The organism is Streptomyces sp. NPDC002785, assembly GCF_040295565.1.
In the GTDB taxonomy this organism is placed as follows: domain Bacteria; phylum Actinomycetota; class Actinomycetes; order Streptomycetales; family Streptomycetaceae; genus Streptomyces.
The window spans coordinates 1-20,150 of the sequence record NZ_JBEOVN010000046.1 but is presented as its reverse complement, the minus strand read 5'-3'; the positions used below and the strand labels follow the sequence as shown (position 1 = coordinate 20,150).

16 protein-coding genes and 2 pseudogenes are annotated in these 20,150 nt (G+C 69.1%); 11 read left to right on the top strand and 7 right to left on the bottom strand.

Features of this window, described 5'->3' with window-relative positions; translation table 11 throughout:
• Window positions 1-8: 8 nt before the first annotated feature.
• Complete coding sequence (locus tag ABTZ94_RS14190) at window positions 9-887, bottom strand: MHYT domain-containing protein (RefSeq protein ID WP_351200857.1); 879 nt, start codon at window positions 885-887, stop codon at window positions 9-11.
• A 161-nt stretch (window positions 888-1,048) separates the two neighbouring features.
• On the opposite strand from ABTZ94_RS14190, the gene ABTZ94_RS14185 reads away from it, so the two are divergent.
• The gene (locus ABTZ94_RS14185; RefSeq protein WP_351200855.1) at window positions 1,049-1,648 is read left to right on the top strand and encodes a class I SAM-dependent methyltransferase; all 600 of its coding nucleotides are present in this window, start codon (window positions 1,049-1,051) and stop codon (window positions 1,646-1,648) included.
• A 23-nt stretch (window positions 1,649-1,671) separates the two neighbouring features.
• Here the strand turns inward: ABTZ94_RS14185 and ABTZ94_RS14180 are convergent, their stop codons facing one another.
• Complete coding sequence (locus ABTZ94_RS14180) at window positions 1,672-2,574, bottom strand: oxygenase MpaB family protein (protein WP_351200853.1); 903 nt, start codon at window positions 2,572-2,574, stop codon at window positions 1,672-1,674.
• Between the two features lie 157 nt (window positions 2,575-2,731).
• Here ABTZ94_RS14180 and ABTZ94_RS14175 point away from each other — a divergent pair, with 157 nt between their 5' ends.
• Window positions 2,732-3,790, top strand: coding sequence for a hypothetical protein (locus ABTZ94_RS14175; RefSeq protein WP_351200851.1), 1,059 nt, complete (start codon window positions 2,732-2,734; stop codon window positions 3,788-3,790).
• 105 nt (window positions 3,791-3,895) lie between these two features.
• On the opposite strand, the gene ABTZ94_RS14170 is transcribed toward ABTZ94_RS14175, so the two are convergent.
• The 3 genes from ABTZ94_RS14170 to ABTZ94_RS14160 form a co-directional block, all read right to left on the bottom strand.
• The gene (locus ABTZ94_RS14170) at window positions 3,896-4,426 is read right to left on the bottom strand and encodes an MOSC domain-containing protein (protein WP_351200887.1); all 531 of its coding nucleotides are present in this window, start codon (window positions 4,424-4,426) and stop codon (window positions 3,896-3,898) included.
• Window positions 4,427-4,468: 42 nt separating this feature from the next.
• On the bottom strand, window positions 4,469-4,651 hold the full coding sequence (locus ABTZ94_RS14165) for a tail-anchor membrane protein (protein ID WP_351200849.1): 183 nt from the start codon (window positions 4,649-4,651) through the stop codon (window positions 4,469-4,471).
• Window positions 4,652-4,735: 84 nt separating this feature from the next.
• On the bottom strand, window positions 4,736-5,815 hold the full coding sequence (locus ABTZ94_RS14160) for a fatty acid desaturase family protein (RefSeq protein WP_351200847.1): 1,080 nt from the start codon (window positions 5,813-5,815) through the stop codon (window positions 4,736-4,738).
• Window positions 5,816-6,108: 293 nt separating this feature from the next.
• Between ABTZ94_RS14160 and ABTZ94_RS14155 the strand changes: the two are divergent.
• A pseudogene (locus ABTZ94_RS14155) lies at window positions 6,109-7,713 on the top strand (SNF2 helicase-associated domain-containing protein); the annotation flags it as partial.
• 483 nt (window positions 7,714-8,196) lie between these two features.
• On the top strand, window positions 8,197-10,269 hold the full coding sequence (locus ABTZ94_RS14150; protein WP_502967240.1) for a HelD family protein: 2,073 nt from the start codon (window positions 8,197-8,199) through the stop codon (window positions 10,267-10,269).
• Window positions 10,270-10,548: 279 nt separating this feature from the next.
• Here the strand turns inward: ABTZ94_RS14150 and ABTZ94_RS14145 are convergent, their stop codons facing one another.
• Complete coding sequence (locus ABTZ94_RS14145; protein WP_351200843.1) at window positions 10,549-10,965, bottom strand: hypothetical protein; 417 nt, start codon at window positions 10,963-10,965, stop codon at window positions 10,549-10,551.
• Window positions 10,962-13,190 (bottom strand): site-specific integrase, encoded by a 2,229-nt coding sequence (locus ABTZ94_RS14140; protein ID WP_351200841.1) that lies wholly within the window; start codon window positions 13,188-13,190, stop codon window positions 10,962-10,964. Before ABTZ94_RS14140 ends, ABTZ94_RS14145 begins: the two co-directional genes overlap by 4 nt.
• Before the next feature lie 248 nt (window positions 13,191-13,438).
• Between ABTZ94_RS14140 and ABTZ94_RS14135 the strand changes: the two are divergent.
• From ABTZ94_RS14135 to ABTZ94_RS14105, 7 genes and pseudogenes are all read left to right on the top strand, one after another.
• Window positions 13,439-14,087 (top strand): annotated as a pseudogene (locus tag ABTZ94_RS14135) (SWF or SNF family helicase); the annotation flags it as partial.
• A gap of 166 nt (window positions 14,088-14,253) precedes the next feature.
• The gene (locus ABTZ94_RS14130; RefSeq protein WP_351200839.1) at window positions 14,254-15,603 is read left to right on the top strand and encodes an esterase-like activity of phytase family protein; all 1,350 of its coding nucleotides are present in this window, start codon (window positions 14,254-14,256) and stop codon (window positions 15,601-15,603) included.
• A 227-nt stretch (window positions 15,604-15,830) separates the two neighbouring features.
• Entirely contained in the window at window positions 15,831-16,463 is a 633-nt protein-coding gene (locus ABTZ94_RS14125) for an APC family permease (protein WP_351200837.1), read from the top strand.
• 131 nt (window positions 16,464-16,594) lie between these two features.
• Entirely contained in the window at window positions 16,595-17,611 is a 1,017-nt protein-coding gene (locus tag ABTZ94_RS14120; RefSeq protein ID WP_351200835.1) for an acetamidase/formamidase family protein, read from the top strand.
• 24 nt (window positions 17,612-17,635) lie between these two features.
• On the top strand, window positions 17,636-18,229 hold the full coding sequence (locus tag ABTZ94_RS14115) for an N-acetylmuramoyl-L-alanine amidase (protein ID WP_351200833.1): 594 nt from the start codon (window positions 17,636-17,638) through the stop codon (window positions 18,227-18,229).
• Between the two features lie 105 nt (window positions 18,230-18,334).
• Window positions 18,335-19,585, top strand: coding sequence for a GAF domain-containing protein (locus ABTZ94_RS14110; RefSeq protein WP_351200831.1), 1,251 nt, complete (start codon window positions 18,335-18,337; stop codon window positions 19,583-19,585).
• 103 nt (window positions 19,586-19,688) lie between these two features.
• Window positions 19,689-20,150: aldehyde dehydrogenase family protein (locus ABTZ94_RS14105; RefSeq protein ID WP_351200829.1), on the top strand; the 462-nt coding region annotated here is incomplete at its 3' end.

Below are 20,150 nucleotides of genomic sequence, written 5' to 3'. Positions count from 1 at the left end.
CAGGGGCGTCAGGGCGTGGTGGCGGGCGATACGCCGTGGTCACTCACGTCGCCACGTCGTGCCCGGAAGACAGGCCCGCGCTTGGTGAATTCGTGTGGTGCGGCTGCGGATGAGCCCGTTTCGGCGGGTCCCGCGGTGCGTTCGGCGAAGACGTAGGCGGCGCGTTCCCCGGCCGTCGGGGAGAGCGCCACGAACGCCGAGGTCAGGAAGAGGTACGAGCCGAGGCCGACAGCCAGGGGAAAGATGAACTGCATGGTCGTGGCCCCTGGGAGTTCCCTTCCGGAGGGCGCGACCTGCACGGAGACCGCCAGCATTCCGGTGTAGTGCATACTGCTGACCGCCGCGCCCATGACGAGGGAGGCCAGCGCAACGGCTCGGGACGATTTGATGTTGAGAGCTGCCCACAGCGCCGCCGTGGCGGCTGCGACAGCGATGGCGACGGAGAGTACGACCCGCAGCGGGTCGTACTGGATCGTGCCGTGCAGACGGAGTGCCGCCATGCCGAGGTAGTGCATGCTGGCGACGCCGAGTCCGGTGGCGAAGCCGCCGAGCAGCAGTGCCCTGGTCCGGTCGCGGCTGTAACCGACGGCGAAGACGCCGCCGCCGACCACCACCATGGCGCCGAGCAGGCTGAGCAGGGTCAGCGGCACGTTGAAGCGGATGTCGGTGCCGGTCACACCGAAGCCGAGCATGGCGATGAAGTGCATCGTCCAGATGCCCGAGCCGATGGCGGATGCGGCCGTGATCAGCCAGTTGCGGCGCGAACGGCCGGTTGTGTCGAGTGCCCGGACGGTGCAGCTCAGTCCGAGTGCCGCGCCGATGCATGCCATCGCGTACGAAAGCGCAGGTGTCAGCCAGCCGAAGGTGGCGTGGTCCAGGTGTCCCATGGATCGAGGACGCTAGTCGCGATGGGGGCGCATGCCCCGGGCGCATTTCGAAAGCTGCTGAAATATGACAGAGAAATGTTCCCGAACGATCACGCAGTGCTCGAACATGCACCGCATTTCCCGATGTTTCGCTCCGGTGGCCACTACGCGATCATGTCCGTATGGCCCATGACCACACACACGTCCAGGACTTCTTCACAGCCCGCGCTGCAGACTGGGACAGCCGGTTTCCCGACGACGGGCCCTCCTACGCCGCCGCCGTCAACTCCCTCGCACTGGGCCCCGGTGACGCGGTACTCGACGCCGGCTGCGGTACGGGCCGGGCGCTGCCCGCCTTGCGCGCGGCTGTCGAACCTCGGGGCACGGTCCTGGGCGTGGACCTCACAGCGGCGATGCTGGAGTCGGCGGTACGGGCGGGACGTGACCGGAGCGGAGCACTGCTCCTCGCCGATGTCGCCCGTCTTCCCCTGCAGTCGCAGTCCCTCGACGCGGTGTTCGCGGCCGGGCTGAGCTCCCATCTGTCGCATCCCGGAACGGACCTCGCGGAGTTGGCGCGGGTGGTGCGGCCCGGCGTGCAACTGGCTCTCTTCCACCCCATCGGGCGTGCCGCCCTGGCCACGCGCCACGGCCGCCGCGTCACGGACGACGACCTGCGCGCCGAACACAACCTCCGCCCGCTGCTGAAGCGTTCGGGCTGGCGGCTCGACGCGTACACCGATGAGGACGACCGCTTTCTCGCCCTTGCCGTACGGTCGCTCTGACCCGCGAGCCTCTCCGCTCCCGCTCAGTCGGCCGGAGCGTCGGGGCGCCGCTTGTGCGGAACCGGACAGCCGCGGACACCCGGGGTGGGGAACGTACCGAGGCCGGAAACCTCGTAGCCGTCCGGGTAGCCCTTGATCTCCGGGTTCTGCCGGGCGTAGTGCGGTGTGGCACGTGGCGGCAGCAGTCGCACGGCCCGCGCTCTCAGGCGCAGTGCGCCGCGGGTGAGGTGACGAGCTGCGGAGCCCGGGCGTTCGTATCGGAATGCACGCAGCAGCGAATCATCGAGGAGGGCGAGGGCGGCTTTCCGCGCAATGGCGGCGAAGGGGCTCGGATACCAGGAGCCCATCAGGTCCAGCGTGGCGTCGGAGACGCGGCGTCCCCCTTCGTCCCAGCCGAAGTGCTCGGCCTCGTAGGTGTCGAGGGTGCGCTCGAAGTCCTCGTACGTCTCCGGCAGGTCCTTGATGCCCATATGGGCTCCCAGGGTCCGGTAATAGGTGGCGCACGCCCGGAGTTCGTGGTCGGACAGCCGACGCCAGCCGTAGCTGTCCAGCCACCGCTTCGGGGTGACGACAAAGGTGCACAGCACATAGCGCATGTCGTCGTTGCCGATGTCGTAGCTCCGGTGCATCTGATTGATCCGGCGGATGGCCGTGCGCCCCGGGTCACTCTCGAAGCCGTGCTCCACGACGGTGTCGAGGAGGAGTGCGGTGTCGTCGTAGCGCTTCTGCGCACGGTCCGTCAGTTCTGCGGTCTCTGCGAGGAGTCGGCCGATGCTGGGGACGGCATAGGTGCGATACAGCGCCAGTTCGAGGGCGCGGGTGATGTCCCAGGGGAATTCGTAGGTTGCCGTGATCCGGTAGATCCGGAGGAAGTCCCGTTCCGGATCGAGGCGCTGGATCTCCTTCAGCCGGTCGTACCGCTTCACCGTGCTGCCCCCTTACCTCGGTCGAATGTCCAACTCTACGTTGACGACCGCGAGCCCCATGTCTGGACCACTTCTTCCCTTGTCAGGGCCTCGACGAGTGGGTTACCGACTGGCTAAGGTGCGCCGACGGACAACCAGGACGGACGAGGAGGGTGCCGTGGCCGGGACGAGCGACACAGTCGCCGACGACGAACTGTACGTGCTCACCGCGGTGCTGCTGACACCAGCGCAGTTCCCGAGCGTGCTCGGTGACGACTACCCCGCCGCGTGTGCGGCGCTCGCCCTCGAACCGTACGCCGAGGGATACGGGCTGGTCCTCGGCCAGGACGGCAGTGGTGCGCGCTGGACCGTCGTCGTCGAGGACGTGTCGCTGGTCGCCGTCGCGATCGCGGCCTGGGACTGCGGAATGGAGTACGACCTCTCCCCCGAGGACCGTTCGGTGGTCTGCGCGCTGCCAGGCTGGCCCCTCGCGGTGAGGGTCGCCGCTCCGGGCGTGGCCGCCCCGCACGATCCACTGCCGGACCCGGGGGCCGGGGGCACCGATCCGGCGCCGCTGGTCCCGCCGGACACGGAGTCGTGGGGGCCTGCCCAGCGGCGCATGGGCGCGGACGAGATAGCACACCAGTGGGCGGCTTGGCGCGAGCAGATCGACGACGCGACGGCCTTCATCCCTCCTGGCGGGGCGGACAGCGCCGGGGGCGAGGACAGCGACGGCGCCGTCGCGGACGTTGAGAAGGACGGTAGCGTCGCCGATACCGGGTCCGAAGGCGAGGACCAGGACGCCGACGAGTTCAAGGCTGCAGCAAAGGCTGAGCCTAAAGCTGAGGCCGAGGCCGACTCTGCGGCTGGAAGTGCGGGCGAGACCGAGGCTGGAGCCGAGGTCGAGAACGAGAGCGACGGGCCCGGCGCCACCCCCGAGAACCTCGCAAAGGACACACCTGCCGGAATGCACACCGGTGTACGGCGGGCGCTTGCGGAGGCCCGCGCCTATGCGGACACCCCGCCGCCGCCCGGCCGCGTCCGGTCGTCCTTCGCCACGGGCGACGCCCGAATGCTGCGCGCCGACGGCCCCGGCTGGTCACTGGTCGCCAGGACCGATGACATCGCCTTCATCCTGCTGGACGAGGAACCGGGCGAGGTGCTGCCGGTCAAGCGCGGCGCGCAGTTGCCCAGCCTGTTGAAGGCACTGGACGCGCTCGCCGTACGGCCGGCCTGAGCGCGGCTTTCGGTACTCGGCAGAAGGCCGACAGTCGGCCACCGGTCACCGGTCACCGGTCACCGACCGTGGTTCGGTCCAACCACGTCTCAGAAGCGCTGCGGGCTACACGGGCCCCAGCGCCCGGTGCGGCCCGCCGGGCAGCTCGACCTCGATCGGGTCGCCCGGCCGGACGACTCCGCCGACCGCGACGATGCCCATGACCCCGGCCTTGCGCACGATCCGGCCCGCCTCGTCCCGACCGACGACCTTCTTGAGGAGCCCGTCCTGGAAATTGTCGATCTGCAGGCACGGGTTGCGCAGGCCGGCGACCTCGACGACTGCCTCGTCGCCGAGGTGCAGCAGAGTACCGACGGGCAGGGCGAGGAGATCGACACGGCTGGTGGTGACGTTCTCCCCGAGATCGCCCGGGGCGACCTCGAAACCGGCTGCCCGCAATTCGCTGAACAATTCCTCGTGGATGAGGTGAACCTGGCGCAGATTCGGCTGGGTGGGATCCTGTGCAACGCGGGACCGGTGCTTGACCGTGGCTCCCGCGTGCACGTCTCCGTCCACGCCGAACCCGGCCACCAGGGTGACACTCTTCCGGTTCGGCTTGGTGAACGAATACTCCTCGTTCCTGCTCACCGCGGTCACTTTCCCGCTCACTGCGGAGCCCCCCTGTCTGTCAGCATGCGGTCAGCGGCCTATTTCCTTGCGGGTGATCCTGCGGAGCCTGCGTCGCTGACTGGGATCCAGCAGCAGATATGCGACCGCCGGAACTCCGATCAGGACCAGCAGCGACAGCCAGAATCCGATGAACGGCATCAGGATGACTGCCGCAACGACTCCCCCGAGGGCGATCTTTGCGCTGTTCGACATCGTCCACGCCTCCTTCGCGGCCCGAAGCCGCTCCTGCTGTGAGAACGCCTGTGCCCGCCCATCGGTTCCAGCCGGCCGGAGTCCTCACCTCAGGGGTTCGCCGACCTCGTGCATGTGCTGGAGTGCCTGCCGGTAGGACTCGATCAGTCCGGTCTCCGCGTACGGCATGCCGAGCGCCTCGCAGTGGGCGCGCACCATGGGCTGTGCCAGGCGCAGATGCGGGCGGGGCATGCTCGGGAAGAGGTGGTGCTCGATCTGGTAGTTGAGCCCGCCGAGGAACCAGTCCGTGAGGACGCCGCCGCGTACGTTGCGCGAGGTGAGGACCTGACGCTGGAGGTGGCCCCAGCGGTCGCCGTTGGGATCGGGCATCTCCATGCCCTTGTGGTTCGGTGCGAAGGCCATGCCCAGGTGGAGACCGAACAGCGCATGGTGCACCAGCGCGAAGACGACGGCCTTCCCCGGGGACATGACGGTGAACAGCAGTGTTGCGTAGAGACCAAGGTGGGCGACCAGGAGCAGTGCCGAGAGGGCGCGTTCCCGGGCGGGCTGCTGCCGCAGGTACTGGAAGCCGGAGATCTTGAGCGCGATGCCCTCGAGGAGCAGCATCGGGAAGAACAGCCGGGCCTGGTTACGGGTGAGCCAGCGGGCGAAGCCTTCGCGCTGGGCGGCCTGCTTCTGGGTCCAGACCAGGGCACCGACGCCGACGTCCGGGTCCTTGTCGATGTGGTTGGGGTTGGCGTGGTGGCGTACGTGCTTGTCGTTCCACCATGCCTCGTTCATGCCGAGCAGCAGATTGGCGTGCAAGAGGCCGACGGCCCGGCTCGCCCTGCGGTCGCCGGTTATCTGGGCGTGTCCAGCATCGTGTCCGACGAACGCGGTGCGGGACCAGAAGACCGCCAGTGGCAGTGCGAGCAGCAGGGTCCACCAGGTGTTGCCGAGGAGGAACACGCCGGTGAGCACGGCACTCAGGGCAACCAGGTTGGCGGCGATGCCCGTCGCGTACCAGCCGGTGCGCCGCTCCAGGAGTCCCTGCCCCTTGACCGCACGCAGGAGGGGCGCGAAGTCGCTTCCCTGGCTCTGGGCGGTTCCGGTACCGCCGGCGTCTACAGCACTTCCCGCACCGTCACGGGTGCCTTCCACGGCGGTGGCTACGGCCTGGGGCATGAGGTCTCCGGTCTCTGAAAAGCTGCGCTGACCTGTAGAAACGTACGGTGACCAGAGGTGCGGCAACCATGACGCCACCACCCCGGAATTTCCGGGGGTCAGCCCCCTCCCCCAGGGGGGTGCCGGCTACACCCCGGGGCGCGACGCACAGTCGTGCCCAGCAGTCGTGTGGGGCGGCCGAGCCCTCCGAAAGTGGGCTGGATCACGGCGATTCCGCTCACGGGGGTACGTATCGGTGGGGTACCCTCGGCGACCCGACCCCACTAGTCAAATTTGAGGAATTCGGCATCGCTGTGCACAGTCTCCCTGCGGCAACGCTCTCCGAGATCTCCGCACTCTCCGGTTGTTCCGTGGTCTTCCTGCCCGCGGATCCTTCTCGCACCGGCCGTATCGCCTTCTGGTATCCGGACGGCAGCAGTCCGCCCGATGCTCCCGGTTCCGTCGAGGAGCTGGCCGTCGTCGGCGCCGACGCACGGGTTTATGCCGTACCGGCGCTGCTGCTTCCGGTCCGGGACGCGCTGCCCGTACTGACACGGGCACGGGCCTCGGCGCATGCCTCCGGCGCCGCCGCGTTCTGGGGCGCCGCCGCGCTCCTCGCTCTGCAACTCGCCGCCCGTGGCTTGCTGTTGCCGGGGCTGAGTGCGACGGATCACGATGCCTGGCGGGCCGGGCCGCTGACCGCCGACGATCAGTTGCGGATCCGTACGCTCGCGGCCTCGATGCCGCCCCTGGCCCATGCGGTGCCGCTCGACGGAACCGCGCAGCCCGTGCTGCTGCCCGAACCCGAGCAGCTGCTGCGCGCGTTCCTCGACGCGGTGGCGGACGGCCTGCCGCGCACCCGCGCCGCGGCCTTCGCCACCGGCAGCCCGGCATTCGCCGTCGACGCACCACAGCATCTGCCCGGCCAACGGGCCTGGGCCACCGATGTCGCGGCCGGGCACGATGCGGGCGTCCGGCTCTCGCTGCGGGTGGAGGTGTCGGGGCTGACAACCCAGGACGAGGACGGCGAGCCGACCGCCGGGCCGTCCTTCCGTGTCGTCCTGCAGATCCACAGCGTCAGCGATCCGGCACTGGTCGCCGATGCCCCCGAGATCTGGGCGGGTACCGCGCCGACCGCTGCCGCCTTCGGGCCCCGGGCCCGGATGGATGCCCTGCTGGCGTTGCGCCGGGCCGCCCGTGCCTGGCCACCGCTGACTCCGTTGTTGTCGGCCGCCGTGCCCGACTCCATCGAACCGGCCGACGAGGAGCTCGGCGAACTCCTCGGCCCCGCCGGACGGGCGCTCGCCGTGGCCGGGGTCCAGGTCCACTGGCCCAAGGAACTGGCCCGCAAGCTCACCGCGCGCGCGGTGATCGGTCCGCCCGACGACGGGGAGACCCAGGAGCGCCGGGGGTTCGACCGCACCGGCTCGGACACACCGCCGCTCCTGTCGGCCGATGCGCTGCTGACGTTCAACTGGTGGTTCGCCCTGGGCGACCAGAGGCTCAGCCGCGCCGAGCTGGACCGCCTGGCCGAGGCCAACAGGCCGGTGGTGCGGCTGCGCGACCAGTGGGTGCTGATCGACCCCGAGGAGGCACGGCGCGCCCGCGAGACCCAGGACCGCAAGGTCACTCCGATCGATGCGCCCGGAGCAGTACTCACCGGCTCCACCGAGGTCGACGGCCGCCGTGTCGATGTCCGGGCCACCGGCTGGCTGGAACAGCTGCGCCGCCGGGTGGCCGACCCGGAATCCGGCGGACAACAGGGTGAGCGGCAGACGGCAGGGCAGCCCCCGGCACTCGCCGCAACGCTGCGCGACTACCAGCTGCGTGGCCTGAACTGGCTGCACACCATGACCTCGCTCGGCCTCGGTGGCTGTCTCGCCGACGACATGGGGCTCGGCAAGACCATCACACTGATCTTCCCTGTCAAGTCAGCATGTTGAGTCGTTGAGGTCCGGGCAATAGTTGGCGCGGAAGGCAGCACAGCCGTTCGCGTCCCGATGACGAACACGTAGCTCTCGTGGCCATCCAGGCCGCACGCGGCAGCGGGAACATCACCCAACTCGCCGCGTCGCACAACCGGATCGCGGCGGCCGCCGGTGTCCCGCTTTGGAATGTAGGCCAGTCCCGTCCCGGCCTGTGACGCGACCACGAACCTTTCCGGTGGATTTGCTGCCCCCTTTTCCCGAGTGCGGCAAAACATCACCGGCATTCAAGGCAAGCTCGCCCACGAGTCAGGCGGGCACCGGGAGCGTAATTGGCCATATGGGGAACGGCGGAATGCATGACACGAAATTCGGTCAGCCGCAAGGACATAGATGCAACAAGTAAGTCAAGACTTACCTTTAGGGAACTTTGACCGTATGGTACAGCTCGAATCGAAGGAGCCCTTGTTGTCAAACATGAATGATTCTGCTGTGCGTGCGGTTGAATCGGAGCAGGGTTATGTGTCCTCCTTGTATGAGCTGCTCACCGAGCGGCTCTCCGAGGCGCAAGTAAACCGAGCGAGTGTGCTGAAGGCTCCGGCGGACAGCGCCGGTGAGGCATACGAGAGAGAAATCGCCGCCGAGCGTCTGGCCAAGGAGATCGGTCGGCTGGAGGGCGCCGAAAAGGGGCTGGTCTTCGGGCGCATCGACTGGACGGACGGCACGGCCCTGCGGATCGGGCGGATCGGACTGCATACGGAGGAGGATGACCTGCCTCTGCTCGTGGACTGGCGCGCGAACGCGGCGCGGCCCTTCTACGAGGCGACGCCGGTCCACCCGATGGATCTGCGCCGGCGCCGGCACCTGCGCCTGGAGGAGCGCACGGTCGTCTCGGTGAGCGACGAACTGCTGGACGGGACCCCGCCGACCGACGAGGACGCCGTGGGGGACGGCCCGTTGACCGAGGCTCTGTCGGCACGGCGTACGGGCCAGATGCACGCGGCTGTCGCGACGCTGCAGGCCGAGCAGGACGAGATCGTCCGCTCCTCCCACCGCGGGGTGACCGTGGTGCAGGGCGGGCCCGGCACCGGCAAGACGGTGGTCGCCCTGCACCGGGCGGCCTACGTCCTGTACGCGTTCCCGCGCGCCGCGGAGGAAGGTGTCCTGGTGGTGGGCCCGAACGCCCGGTTCCTCGACTACATCTCCCAGGTCCTTCCCTCGCTCGGAGAGAACGACGTCGATCTGGCGACCTGCCGGGAACTGGCCGGAGTGTCCCCGGACACGGCGGACCCGTTCGACACGGCGCGTCTCAAGGGCAGCTCCGACCTCGCCGACGCCCTAGCCGGCCTGCTGCGCGCCCACCAGGCCCCCGCCGGTGACTTCACCGTGCGAGTCGGACAGGAACTGGTTCACCTGTCCGACGAGGAAGTCGCCACGGCACGCAACGCCGCCGTGGCGGCCGCACAAGGGCACAACCCCGCGCGCCAGGTGTTCAAAGAGCTCCTGGTCGACGCCGTCACCGACGCGATGCAACGAGACATGGGCGACCTCCTGGAGCAGATCGACGCCGATGCCGAAAGGATGACGGGCCTGAACCTCGACCGGTTCACGGGAGCCGCCCAGCGCCGTACCGAAGGTGCGGCCGACCCGGGCCCGGCCCACGAGCTGGACCTGGATGCCATCCGAGCCGATCTCCTCGACGACGCCAGCGTCGACCGAGCGGTCGAGGTGCTGTGGCCGCGGCTGGTACCCGGTGACCTCGTGAAGGCGCTCCTGACGGACGCCGGCGCTCTCGCCGAGCGCCTGCCCCGCCTCACCGCGCAGGAGCGGTCCCTTCTGCTGCGCGGTCCGGACGACCCGTGGACCGATGCCGATGTGCCGTTGCTGGACGAGGCGGCAAGCCTGGTCGACGGCCCTCCAGAGCGGACGTACGGGCACGTCGTCGTCGACGAGGCGCAGGAACTGACCGCCATGCAGTGGCGGATGATCGTCCGACGCTGCCCGGCAAGGGCGATGACGCTGGTGGGTGACTTCGCCCAGGCAGGCCCGGTCGCGACAGCACGCGACTGGAAGGAAGCACTGAGCCCCCACGTCGGACCGCGGTTCAAACTGCACAACCTGACCGTCAGCTACCGCACCACGCAGGAGATCCTGGAGAGCGTCCGGGACCTGCTCACGCGGATCGCTCCGGACCAGAAACCCACACGGTCACTGCGAAGCGGTGAGAGCCCTCGCACCGTGACCACACCTGAGGACGGGTTGGTCACCGCCGTCGTTGAGGAACTCCGCGCCCAGAGCACCGCGCACCCGGGCGAGCTTCTGGGAGTGATCTGCGCGGACACCAGGGTGAGCGAGCTGACGGCCCAGGGCATCGCTCACCACGCACGCATCGTGCCGGCGTCCGAAGCACGCGGCCTGGAATTCGACGGGGTCGTCGTCATGAACCCCGCGGAAATCATCACGGCCCGCCCCGGTGGGGAAAGGGACTTGTACGTGGCCCTGACCCGGGCCACCAAACGCCTCTGCACCATCACCGCCCAGCCCGCCTGATGACGCGGCGCCCGGCCCGTCGCCGCGGGCGCACAAGTGCCCCAACGCGCCGTCAACGTGCGCACCGGCGTAGCCCTGATCTCCCTGCTCAGCCTGATGTCCTGCCCTCCGGCTTGCGTCGTACGTGATCCACCGAGGGAGCCGGCTACCGGTTCCTGCAGACTGAGACCGACGGAGTCTGCGACCTGCTCTACCCGTCCGAGGGGTTCGCCTCGGACGGGTGGGCGACCACCAGGCTGTAGTGGATTCGCAGTGCGGGATACTGTCCCGCACTACCGCTCACCGGCTACCTGATGGTCCCGCCCGCAGCGGAGTGACGTTGCTCGGGCGCCCGCTGAGCACGTCCCGCAACTCCTCGTTCTCCAGGGTCAGTCGCGTGTTTTCCGCCAGGAATCCCTGGACATCGTCGCGAAGCCGGACGATCTCCTTGTTCTTGTTGGCGATGGTGGTCTTGAGGTCGGAGATCTTCCTGCGGAGCCGGACTTCGGCATCCGGAGTACCGCCCCGGGCCCTGACTCGGTCGTAGAACTTGTTCTTGAGGTCGGTGTGCCGCTGAGTCAGGGCGTTGCGGGGAACATCGGCCTCGATGGCGAGGGCGACGATGGTGAGCGCTCCGTTGGAGCGTTCAGGGGTGCCGTCGAGGATGCGGTGCATGGCGGCGCGAATGCGGTCGCGTTCGTCGGGTGCCGGGCTCATGCCGTGGTGTCCTCAACAGTGAAGCGGGTGCGGTCGTGTTCGTCGGCTTGGTCGCGGAACTGCTGGGCTGCCGCGAGACCGCGGTCTGCCAGCGGACCGGGAACGTGGTCGGCTTCAATCTCCAACTGCTGGGCCCGTTCGCGAAGCGCGATTGCTTGCCGGTCGGTCCGGACAATGTTTCCGCAGTTCGGGACACAGCGGTCAAGGATGGGCTCGGAGAGTCGGCCGTCCTCCTGACAGGGGGCTCTGTCGCTTCTGAACAGGCAGAGCAGGAGGGCTCGGGGATTGTCGTAGAGCACGCTGCCGTCCCGAGCCAGGTGGCGGCGGGCCAGTGTGTGTTTCACGGGGAAGTCGCTTTTGACCAGGCCGCCTTGGAACATCGGGCCGGTGGTGGCTTGGAGGAGAGCGCGGCGGGCCGCGGGACCGGAGATACCCTCGCCGGCCTCGAATCGCTCAGCCAGGTCGGCGGCGGCGTCAGCGGTGGCCAGCGCGGTCTCGACGTCGACGAGCTGGTGAATGCCTGAGCGGCTGCGGCTGCCGTAGCGGCCCGACTCGTCGGAGTTCAGCACCGTGCGCATGTGGCCGTACTGGATGGCGAGGGCGACCAGTCCTCCTGGTCGGCGTGCGATGTGCCAGGCGAGGCTCCGGCGGAAGCGTCCGAGTCCGATCTTCCCGTGCGGGTCGGGTGGGATCACTTCTCCTGGAAGGTCATGGGCGTCGGCTTCCGCGTTGGCCCAGGTCACGAAGTCCTCGATCCGGGTCCGAATGGTGTCGACAATCAGCGAGCCTGTCCGCGTGTTGGGGTGGGTCCGGTTGTGGACGGAAGCGCCGAAGAGCAGGTCGCCCTCGGGGACGAGTCGCTCGAGGACTCTGATCGCGTTGACGACCGGGGCGATGGCGACCCAGGGGACGGCTCGTTCGGCGCCGCTGGGAAGGTAGTTGCCGGTGTCCGGGTCGGTGGCGGTCTTGAAGTGCCTGCTGCGGATCAGCAGATGCGGCTCGTCGTCAAGATCGTCGTCCAGCTCATCCTCGTCATCGAGAGACTCGTCGATGTCTTCGGGCTGGATGCGCATCAAGTGTCGCCCTTGCCCATCTTCTGGATCAGGACAGCCGCCCGAGCGCATCGCGAGCACTTCCTGAGTGCGGGCGCCGGTCAGGTACGCGCAGACTATGAACACGGCCGTGATCAGGTGCCTCAGGAGTTCGCTGGTTTCGGTGTAGTCGATGCGCGAGCGCCAGGGGCGGCCGGCGATCCGCCCTGTGGCCGTGACATCCAGCGGGCAGGGACCAGGATCGGCGGCGACCAGGGCGCCGAGTCCGCGGTCCCGGTAGGCCAGTGCGACCTGCTTGAGGGAAGCACCGGTGACACCGGCAATGTACTGCCGGGCCAGAGCGGTCTTCCCGTTCTGACGGGTCGAGGGCAGCGGGCGTCGGTCGACGAGGTGCCCGGTGAGATAGGTGCGCAGGGACTTCCGGCCCTCGGGGGTACTGGGTTGTGTGAGGGCCGCCTGGCTGAGGCGGACAGTCTCCTCGTGGGCGGCGATGATGTCGTCGGCCAGGTCGTCCACCAGGCGCAGGGCCCAGATCAAGAGCGGGCCCATGACCTCTTCGCTCAGGGGCTCTCGCGCATTCTCCGGGCCGCGGGGCGAGGCTGCGGGCAGGTAGTCGTCCATGCCTTCCTCGTCCCACGGAGGACGGCGGATTTCGATCGGCCGTGCGCTGAGCTGGTCGAATGCCCACAGCCGTGTCACGGCGGTCAGGGCATTCCTCACGGCACCCCGCGTAGCGATCGTCTCGCGAAGATGCGCGGCGTAGCGGCTGAACGTGTCGCGGTTCAACTCCGCGAAGCTGGTGAGGCCTTGCTTGTGCAGCCAGTCGGCCATCCCCAACCACTGGTAGACCGTGTTTCGGGCGGTTCCGGGTGCAAGGCGGGTCCGCATGCGATTGCCTCGGTCGCGTACGAAGGTGTTGCGAAGTTCGCCGTTGAAGAATGTCCAGGTGATCAGCCTGAGCTCCTCGCGGAAGTCCTCGGGGCAGGAGGCCCAGGCGAGCCGGCCACGTTCCATGCTGGGGTCGTCGATGAGTGGCGCGAGAGGCCAAATCGCATCGCTGTAAAGGCTGTTGAGATGAGCGTGGCGGGCGATGACCAGGTGAGCGGGAAAGACCGGGGTGTCCGCTCCGGGCAGCGGCAGCAGATAGGGGTCGGCTTCGAGGGGAGCCGTCATGGGTTCAGCTATCCGTTCAGCAGATTGTCGATGATGGTGCGGTCGAGGTCGGTGATCCTCGTGCGGGCCTGCTGCCAGGCGCCTGGGCCGACTTTCCGCTGCAGGTCTTCAAACCGAGCGTGAGCGTCACCCCACCGCCGTTCCCAAGCGGGTGCCGGGAGCACGGTGCGGGCGTTGACCAGGGCCTGGTGCAGCAACACCAGGAGCCGCCGTTCGCCGCGCCCCCGCATGCGAAGACGAAGCACCGCGGCGTACGAGCGGACGAGGCGTTCGCCGCGCGGGACATCCTGCCCCCGCTGCCCGCTCCCCCGCCGCTGCCCGCGGAGCCCGGCCCTGCGCCGTCGCTGGACACGGAGACCGAACCGGAACCCGGCGTCGATCCGGCGGTTCTGGAGATACTGGCGACGGACAGTGCGGCGCGCGCCCACCGGATGCTGGCGGACGCTCTGTCCCCCGGCCATGAACAGCAGCCGCTGCCAGCTGGTTTGACGCCGCGCCAGGATGCCGTACGGCTGGTCGCGGACGCCCGGCGCGACACGTCTGGCAGCCGGATCGGGGCGGCCGCGAGCCGAACTCGATGCGGCGGTGCGTGCCTGGCAGTTCGGCGGGGCGGCTGCGCTCACCGTGCTGGACGAGGAGTGGACGCCGGATCCGGAGTCCCTGGCCAGGGCCAGGGCCAGGGCCCGGCTCGCCGAGGCGTGGGAAGAGGGAGAGCAGCCCCGGCTGCGGGCGGCGGGCAATCGCTGGACCGCTGTGGAAGACGGTGTACAGCTGCGCTACGGGCGGGACGGGCGCTGGTGGCCGTACCGCAAAAAGAGCGGGCTCTGGTATCCGGCAGGTCCGGCGGACGACGATCCGGCGGCGGCGCTGGGAGGTTCAGGCGTGTCGGACGGCTGAGGTCGTCGTTGGGGCCGCTCAGCGGCGAACGGGTGGGGCCGGGCAGGACGGCCGGCCCCCGCTCGTCGTCGTGTTCTGCCCTTGCGTTCAACTCGATGTCACCATGCATTGAACGAGAGGGCGGAGTCTGGCGGCCGTACGAGCTGTTTGTGCCTCAGGAGGCCCCATGTCCACGCGTGTTGCCCGTCGCTCTCTTGCCGTCGGCCTGCCGCTCGCCCTGCTCGCAACGGTATGTGTCGCCGGAACGGCAACGGGCGCGCAGGACCGGCACGAGCGTCCGGAACGCACCGTGCGGGTCACCGGGAGCGCCGTGCTCGGCGACGTCCCGCTGGCGGGGTTCAGCAACGGGCTGCTCCCGGGGACGGTTGCCGACGACCGTGGTGTGATGCTCGGCGGTATCGGCAGCGACATCTATCCGGCGGGCCGCAAGGGCGAGTTCTGGACGGTGACGGACCGCGGCCCCAACGGCCAGATCAAGATCGACGGGAAGAAGCGTCGCACCTTCCCGGTCCCCGGTTTCGACCCGGCGATCGTCAAGGTACGAGTCAGCGGCAAGCACATCCAGGTGCTGCGGGCCATTCCCCTGACCACCCGGTCCGGCGCCGCCGTCACCGGTCTGCCGAACCAGCAGGGCCGCGACGAGGCCCCGTACACGTACGACGCGAAGACGCCGCTCGCGTACGACCCGAACGGCCTGGACACCGAAGGCATCGTCCGCGCCGCCGACGGCACCTTCTGGCTCGTGGACGAGTACGGCCCCTCGCTGGTGCATGTCTCCGCCCGCGGCCGGGTGCTGACCCGCTACGTCCCGCAGGGGCTCGGGCTGACGGGCGCCGACTATCCGGTCGTGGAGGCACTGCCGGGTGTACTCCTGCACCGAAAGATCAACCGCGGTTTCGAGGGGCTGGCCCTGCTGCCGGGCGGCGATCTGGTGCTTGCGGTGCAGAGCCCGCTTTCTCTGCCCGACCTGGACGCGGGCGAGTCGTCGCGCAATGTGCGGCTGCTGCGTTTTTCGACGAAGAAGCGTGCGGTCACGGCGGAGTACGCCTACCGGTTCGACGCGGTGGATGTCGTGGACCCGAGCGAGGACGACACCTCCGAGCTGAAGATCTCCTCGGTTGTCGCGGTCGGCCGGGACGGCATCCTGGTCGAGGAGCGCACGGACAAGGCGGCCCGACTGCACCGGGTGACGCTTCCGCACGGCTCCGGCATCCTGGGCTCCGCCTGGGACGACCCGGCGACGTCTCCCTCGTACGAGGAGCTCACCAACCCGTCGGCGTCGGGCGTGCCGGTGCTCCGCAAGAGTCTGGTCGTCGACCTGGGCAAGGTCGCGGGCGTGCCCGGAAAGGTCGAGGGTGTGGCGGTGACGGGCCGGGACACGCTCGCTCTGATCAACGACAACGACTTCGGGATGACCGATGGCGCCGAGGCGTTCGACGCGGACGGCCGCCTGGTCGACAGCGGCATCGAGACGTCGGTGACGCTGCTGAAGCTGCCGCGCCCGCTCCACGGCTGACCCCGTACTCGCATACGAGAGCGCTGCCGACCCCGGCTTCAGAAGGCGAGCGCGCGCAGTTGAGCACGCGTTCCCCGTTCGCCAGCTCCGCGCCCGGTTTCTCTCGGCGGCCCGGTCCCTGTGCCGGAGTCGTCCGCGTCCATGATCCGGCGGCTTCCACCACCCACGCACCTGAGTTCGAGCTCCTGCCGTCTTCCGCCGCTCGCGCGACGCCCGTACGGTGTGCCGTGCTCGGCGCGGCGCTCTCCATCGGCCTGGTGTACGTGCTCACCACCTATGCGATGTCCGTGCACTTCGGACCGGACCACTTCGCCGGATTCGGCGCTTCGGGGGCGGCGTCGTGGGACGGCGTGGCCCGCGCCTCGTTCGGACTGTTCTGGGTGCTGCTCTTCCTGGCCGTGGTCAACTCGACCGTGGCCAACGCCAATGCGTGCGCGAATGTGTCGACCCGGACGGCGTTCGCCCTCGGCCGCATCGGGGTGTTCCCGCAGGCCTTCGCGCGGCTCCATCCCCGCCGCCGCTCCCCCGTCACCGGAGTGGCCGTGCAGTTCGTGATCGCGGTCGGCGTGGCGCTCGGACTGGGTTTCGCCTACGACCCGGTGACTGCGTTCGTGCTGCTGGCCACCGTGATCGTGACGGTGATCACCGGTGTGTACGTCATCGTGAATCTGGCCTGCGCGGGGTACTTCCTACGACGACGGCGCGACGCGTTCAACCCCGTACTCCATCTGCTCTTCCCGGTACTGGGCATCGCGGCGTTCGTTCCCGCGCTGCTGACGGCCGCAGGAATTCCGGCCTTCGACTTCGTCTCCGAGCTGAGTGCGCCCGTCTCGTACGCCGGTCCGGTGGTCGGTGTCTGAATGCTGATCGGGATCGTTGTCCTGGTGGTGCTGGTGCGCAGACATCCAAAGCGGGTGGCACAGACCGGACGGATCCATCTTGACGAAGCCCCGGGGCCGGCCAGGGAGCCCGAGACAGGAGCAGTGCAGCGATGAACGACCCCCGTATTCTGACCGTCCGCCCCAAGGAGGGCGATTACGCCTGGACCTTCGGCGGAGCGGCGCCGGTCGCCCGTATCGAGCCGGGGACGTTCCTCGATGTGTATACGGAGGACTGCTTCGCCGGCCGGGTACGTTCCGAGAAGGACCTGGTGTCCGAGGTCTGCGAGTTCCCCTTCCTCAACCCGCAGACCGGTCCCTTCCATGTGATGGGTGCGGAGCCCGGTGACACGGTCGCGGTGCATTTCGTGTCCGTCGAACCGGCCAGGGACTGGGCCGCCTCGACGACAGTTCCACTGTTCGGGGCGCTCACCTCCACGCACACCACCGCGTCGCTGCAGGCTCCGCTGCCCGAGGTGGTATGGATGTGGCAGCTCGACCGGGCGCGCCGCACCTGTCTGTTCAGCGCCAGGGACAGCGGCATCCAGGTGAAGCTGCCGATAGATCCGATGCACGGCACGGTCGGGGTGGCGCCGGCCAATCTGGAGGTACGGTCCGCGCTGGTGCCCGACGCGCACGGCGGGAACATGGACACACCCGAGATGAGGGCAGGCGTGACCTGCTATCTGGGCGTCAATGTCGAAGGTGCGCTGCTGAGTCTCGGGGACGGCCATGCCCGTCAGGGCGAGGGCGAGACCTGCGGGGTCGCCGTGGAGTGCGCGATGAACACGGTGGTCCTGGTCGAGTTGCTCAAAGGAGTCACGACACCGTGGCCGCGGATCGAGTCCGACACCCACCTGATGTCGACCGGCTCCGCCCGTCCACTCGAAGACGCCTTCCGCATCTCGCAGTTGGACCTGGTGCAGTGGCTGGCGCGCGACTACGGTCTGTCCGAACTCGATGCCTATCAGCTGGTCGGCCAGGCCGGCGAGGCGCCATTGGCCAATGTGCGCGACGCCAACTACACCTGTGTGGCGAAGATCCGCAAGGAGTGGCTGCCCGCAGGTGATCCCCATCGCGGACTCCACCGCCATCTGCGGGAGACTGCAACACTGCTGTCCAGCCCCTGACCCCCTTCCCGCACAGGAGTGTTCATGCACCGCAGAAGGATTCTGCAGGGCGCCGCCGCGACAGCGGCCGCCGCACTGATCCCGGCCTCCGCCCGCGCCGCCACTTCCACGGCGGCAGGCGAAACCGACTATCCACTCGCCCACTGGACACCCGCGTCCACGTCCAACTACACGGCGTCGACCCGCCCTTCGGCCTATCCCATCCAGTTCGTGATCATCCATGTCACCCAGGAGACGTTTCCGAGCACGATCGGGATCTTCCAGAATCCCGCGAAGCAGGTCTCCGCACACTATGTGGTGCGCTCGGCGGACGGCTATGCCGCCCAGTGCGTCCGGGAGCAGAACATCGCCTGGCATGCGGGCAACTGGGACTACAACACGCGCAGCATCGGCATCGAGCACGAGGGCTGGGTGGACCAGCCCTCGTACTTCACCAACGTCATGTACGAGAAGTCGGCGCTGCTGACCGCGTCGGTCTGCGACCGTTACAGCATCCCCAAGGACCGTGCGCACATCCTCGGCCATGCCCAGGTCCCGGGCACCGACCACACCGATCCCGGTCCGAACTGGGACTGGGTGCGCTACATCCGTCTCGTCAATCTCTACTCGGCCGGCTGAGCGCCTTTCGCCACCGCGTCCGATCACTCTCCGCACCGCGGTTGTCGCAGGCGTCGACGGCGGCCACGATGGGGTGTGTACGACGCCCCTGGACGGGAGGGTGAGTTGACGGACCCCTGGGTGGCCCTGGCAGCCGATACGGACGCCGGTGAACGGCACAGCCAACTGCTGCACGCACACGAGGTGTTCACCACGGCCGGACGGCTGGAGCGGCCGGTACGTCCGGTGGTCGGTGAGTCGTGGCGGCGCTCGGCCCGGGCCCGGGTCAGCCCGGACGGTGCGGCCTTGGTGGAGCTCGGAACGGACGACCTCGGGCCGTACCGGGACGGGCATCCCCTGGCCCCCGCCATGCCGCTGATCCGTGAGCTGATGAGCGCGTACGCGACGGACGGCGAACATCTACTCGCGGTCTGCGACGCGCACGGCAGACTGCTGTGGGTCGAAGGACACGTGATGGCCCGACGGGCCGCGGGGCGGATGAACTTCGTGGAGGGCGCCCGCTGGGCCGAGTCCGTGGCCGGGACGAACGCGCCGGGTACGGCCATCGCCGTGGACCGGCCGGTGCAGGTCTTCGCCGCCGAGCACTTCCTGCGGCCGGTCCAGCGGTGGACCTGCGCGGCGGCGCCGCTCCACGACCCGCGCACCGGACGGGTCCTGGGCGCCGTGGACATCACCGGTGGGGACCGGCTCGCGCATCCGCACAGCCTGGCGTTCGTGCAGGCGGTGGCACGCGCCGCGGAATCGCAGCTCGCGCTCCTCGCACCATCGCCGGCCGGGGAGACCGTACAGCTCAGTGCGCTGGGCCGGGACGAGGCGCTGCTCGTCGCGGAAGGCAGCAAGATCCCGCTCAGCAGGCGGCACAGCGAGATCCTGGTGACGCTGGCCCGCCATCCCGAAGGCCTCGGGGGCGACGAACTCCTCGTCGAACTGTACGAGGACGAGTCGGTGACCCCGGTAACGCTGCGGGCCGAACTCTCCCGACTGCGGCGACTGCTCGGCCCCGAACTCCTGCTCTCCCGCCCCTACCGTCTCTCCGCGCCGGTCGACGCCGATTTCGACACGGTGGCGCGCAGACTGGCATCCGGCGCGGTGGCCGCGGCACTCAGCGCCTACGCGGGTCCGCTGCTACCGGGCTCGCAGGCGCCAGCCGTCATCCGCCTGCGGCGCCGGCTCGACGAGCAGCTGCGGGCAGCACTCATCGCACGCGGTGACCCGGGGCTGCTGGCCGACTGGGCGTACAGCCCATGGGGCGAGGACGATCTCGCGGTCTGGCAGGCGCTCGCCGCGGCCGTACCCGCGGGACAGCGCCCCGCACTCCTCGCCAGGGCCAGGGCGCTGGACGTCGAGCAGCGATAGCCGCTCCCCGCAGCCCACGCAACGGGGTTGCAACGTCGCACTGCCTACCCTCACGCCGAGGGCCGTCCAACGGCGGGCGGCACCGGATCCGGAGGCCACAGAGATGACCCGTTACGCTGCGCCGGGCACCAAGGGCGCCATCGTCTCGTACGAGTCCCGCTACGACCACTGGATCGGCGGCGCGTATGTCCCGCCCGTTCGTGGCCAGTACTTCGAGAACCCCAGCCCCGTCAACGGCAGCCCCTTCACCGAGATCGCCCGCGGAAGTGCCGAGGACGTCGAAAGGGCCCTGGACGCGGCACACGCCGCGGCCCCCGCATGGGGAGCCACCGCGGCAGGCGACCGTGCCTCGGTCCTCAACAGGATCGCCGACCGGATGGAGGCGCACCTGGAGGAACTGGCGGTCGCCGAGAGCTGGGACAACGGCAAGCCGGTACGCGAGACCCTGGCCGCCGACATCCCCCTGGCCATCGACCACTTCCGCTATTTCGCCGGTGCGCTGCGCGCCCAGGAGGGATCGCTCAGCGAAATCGACGACGACACGGTCGCATACCACTTCCATGAG

What these genes read in the sequence shown, in the direction of transcription:
- ABTZ94_RS14140 (WP_351200841.1), bottom strand. Translation starts at nt 13,190, where the DNA reads ATGACGGCTCCCCTCGAAGCCGACCCCTATCTGCTGCCGCTGCCCGGA.
- ABTZ94_RS14130 (WP_351200839.1), top strand. Translation starts at nt 14,254, where the DNA reads ATGTCCACGCGTGTTGCCCGTCGCTCTCTTGCCGTCGGCCTGCCGCTC.
- ABTZ94_RS14150 (WP_502967240.1), top strand. Translation starts at nt 8,197, where the DNA reads ATGAATGATTCTGCTGTGCGTGCGGTTGAATCGGAGCAGGGTTATGTG.
- ABTZ94_RS14165 (WP_351200849.1), bottom strand. Translation starts at nt 4,651, where the DNA reads ATGTCGAACAGCGCAAAGATCGCCCTCGGGGGAGTCGTTGCGGCAGTC.
- ABTZ94_RS14145 (WP_351200843.1), bottom strand. Translation starts at nt 10,965, where the DNA reads ATGAGCCCGGCACCCGACGAACGCGACCGCATTCGCGCCGCCATGCAC.
- ABTZ94_RS14190 (WP_351200857.1), bottom strand. Translation starts at nt 887, where the DNA reads ATGGGACACCTGGACCACGCCACCTTCGGCTGGCTGACACCTGCGCTT.
- ABTZ94_RS14160 (WP_351200847.1), bottom strand. Translation starts at nt 5,815, where the DNA reads ATGCCCCAGGCCGTAGCCACCGCCGTGGAAGGCACCCGTGACGGTGCG.
- ABTZ94_RS14115 (WP_351200833.1), top strand. Translation starts at nt 17,636, where the DNA reads ATGCACCGCAGAAGGATTCTGCAGGGCGCCGCCGCGACAGCGGCCGCC.
- ABTZ94_RS14185 (WP_351200855.1), top strand. Translation starts at nt 1,049, where the DNA reads ATGGCCCATGACCACACACACGTCCAGGACTTCTTCACAGCCCGCGCT.
- ABTZ94_RS14120 (WP_351200835.1), top strand. Translation starts at nt 16,595, where the DNA reads ATGAACGACCCCCGTATTCTGACCGTCCGCCCCAAGGAGGGCGATTAC.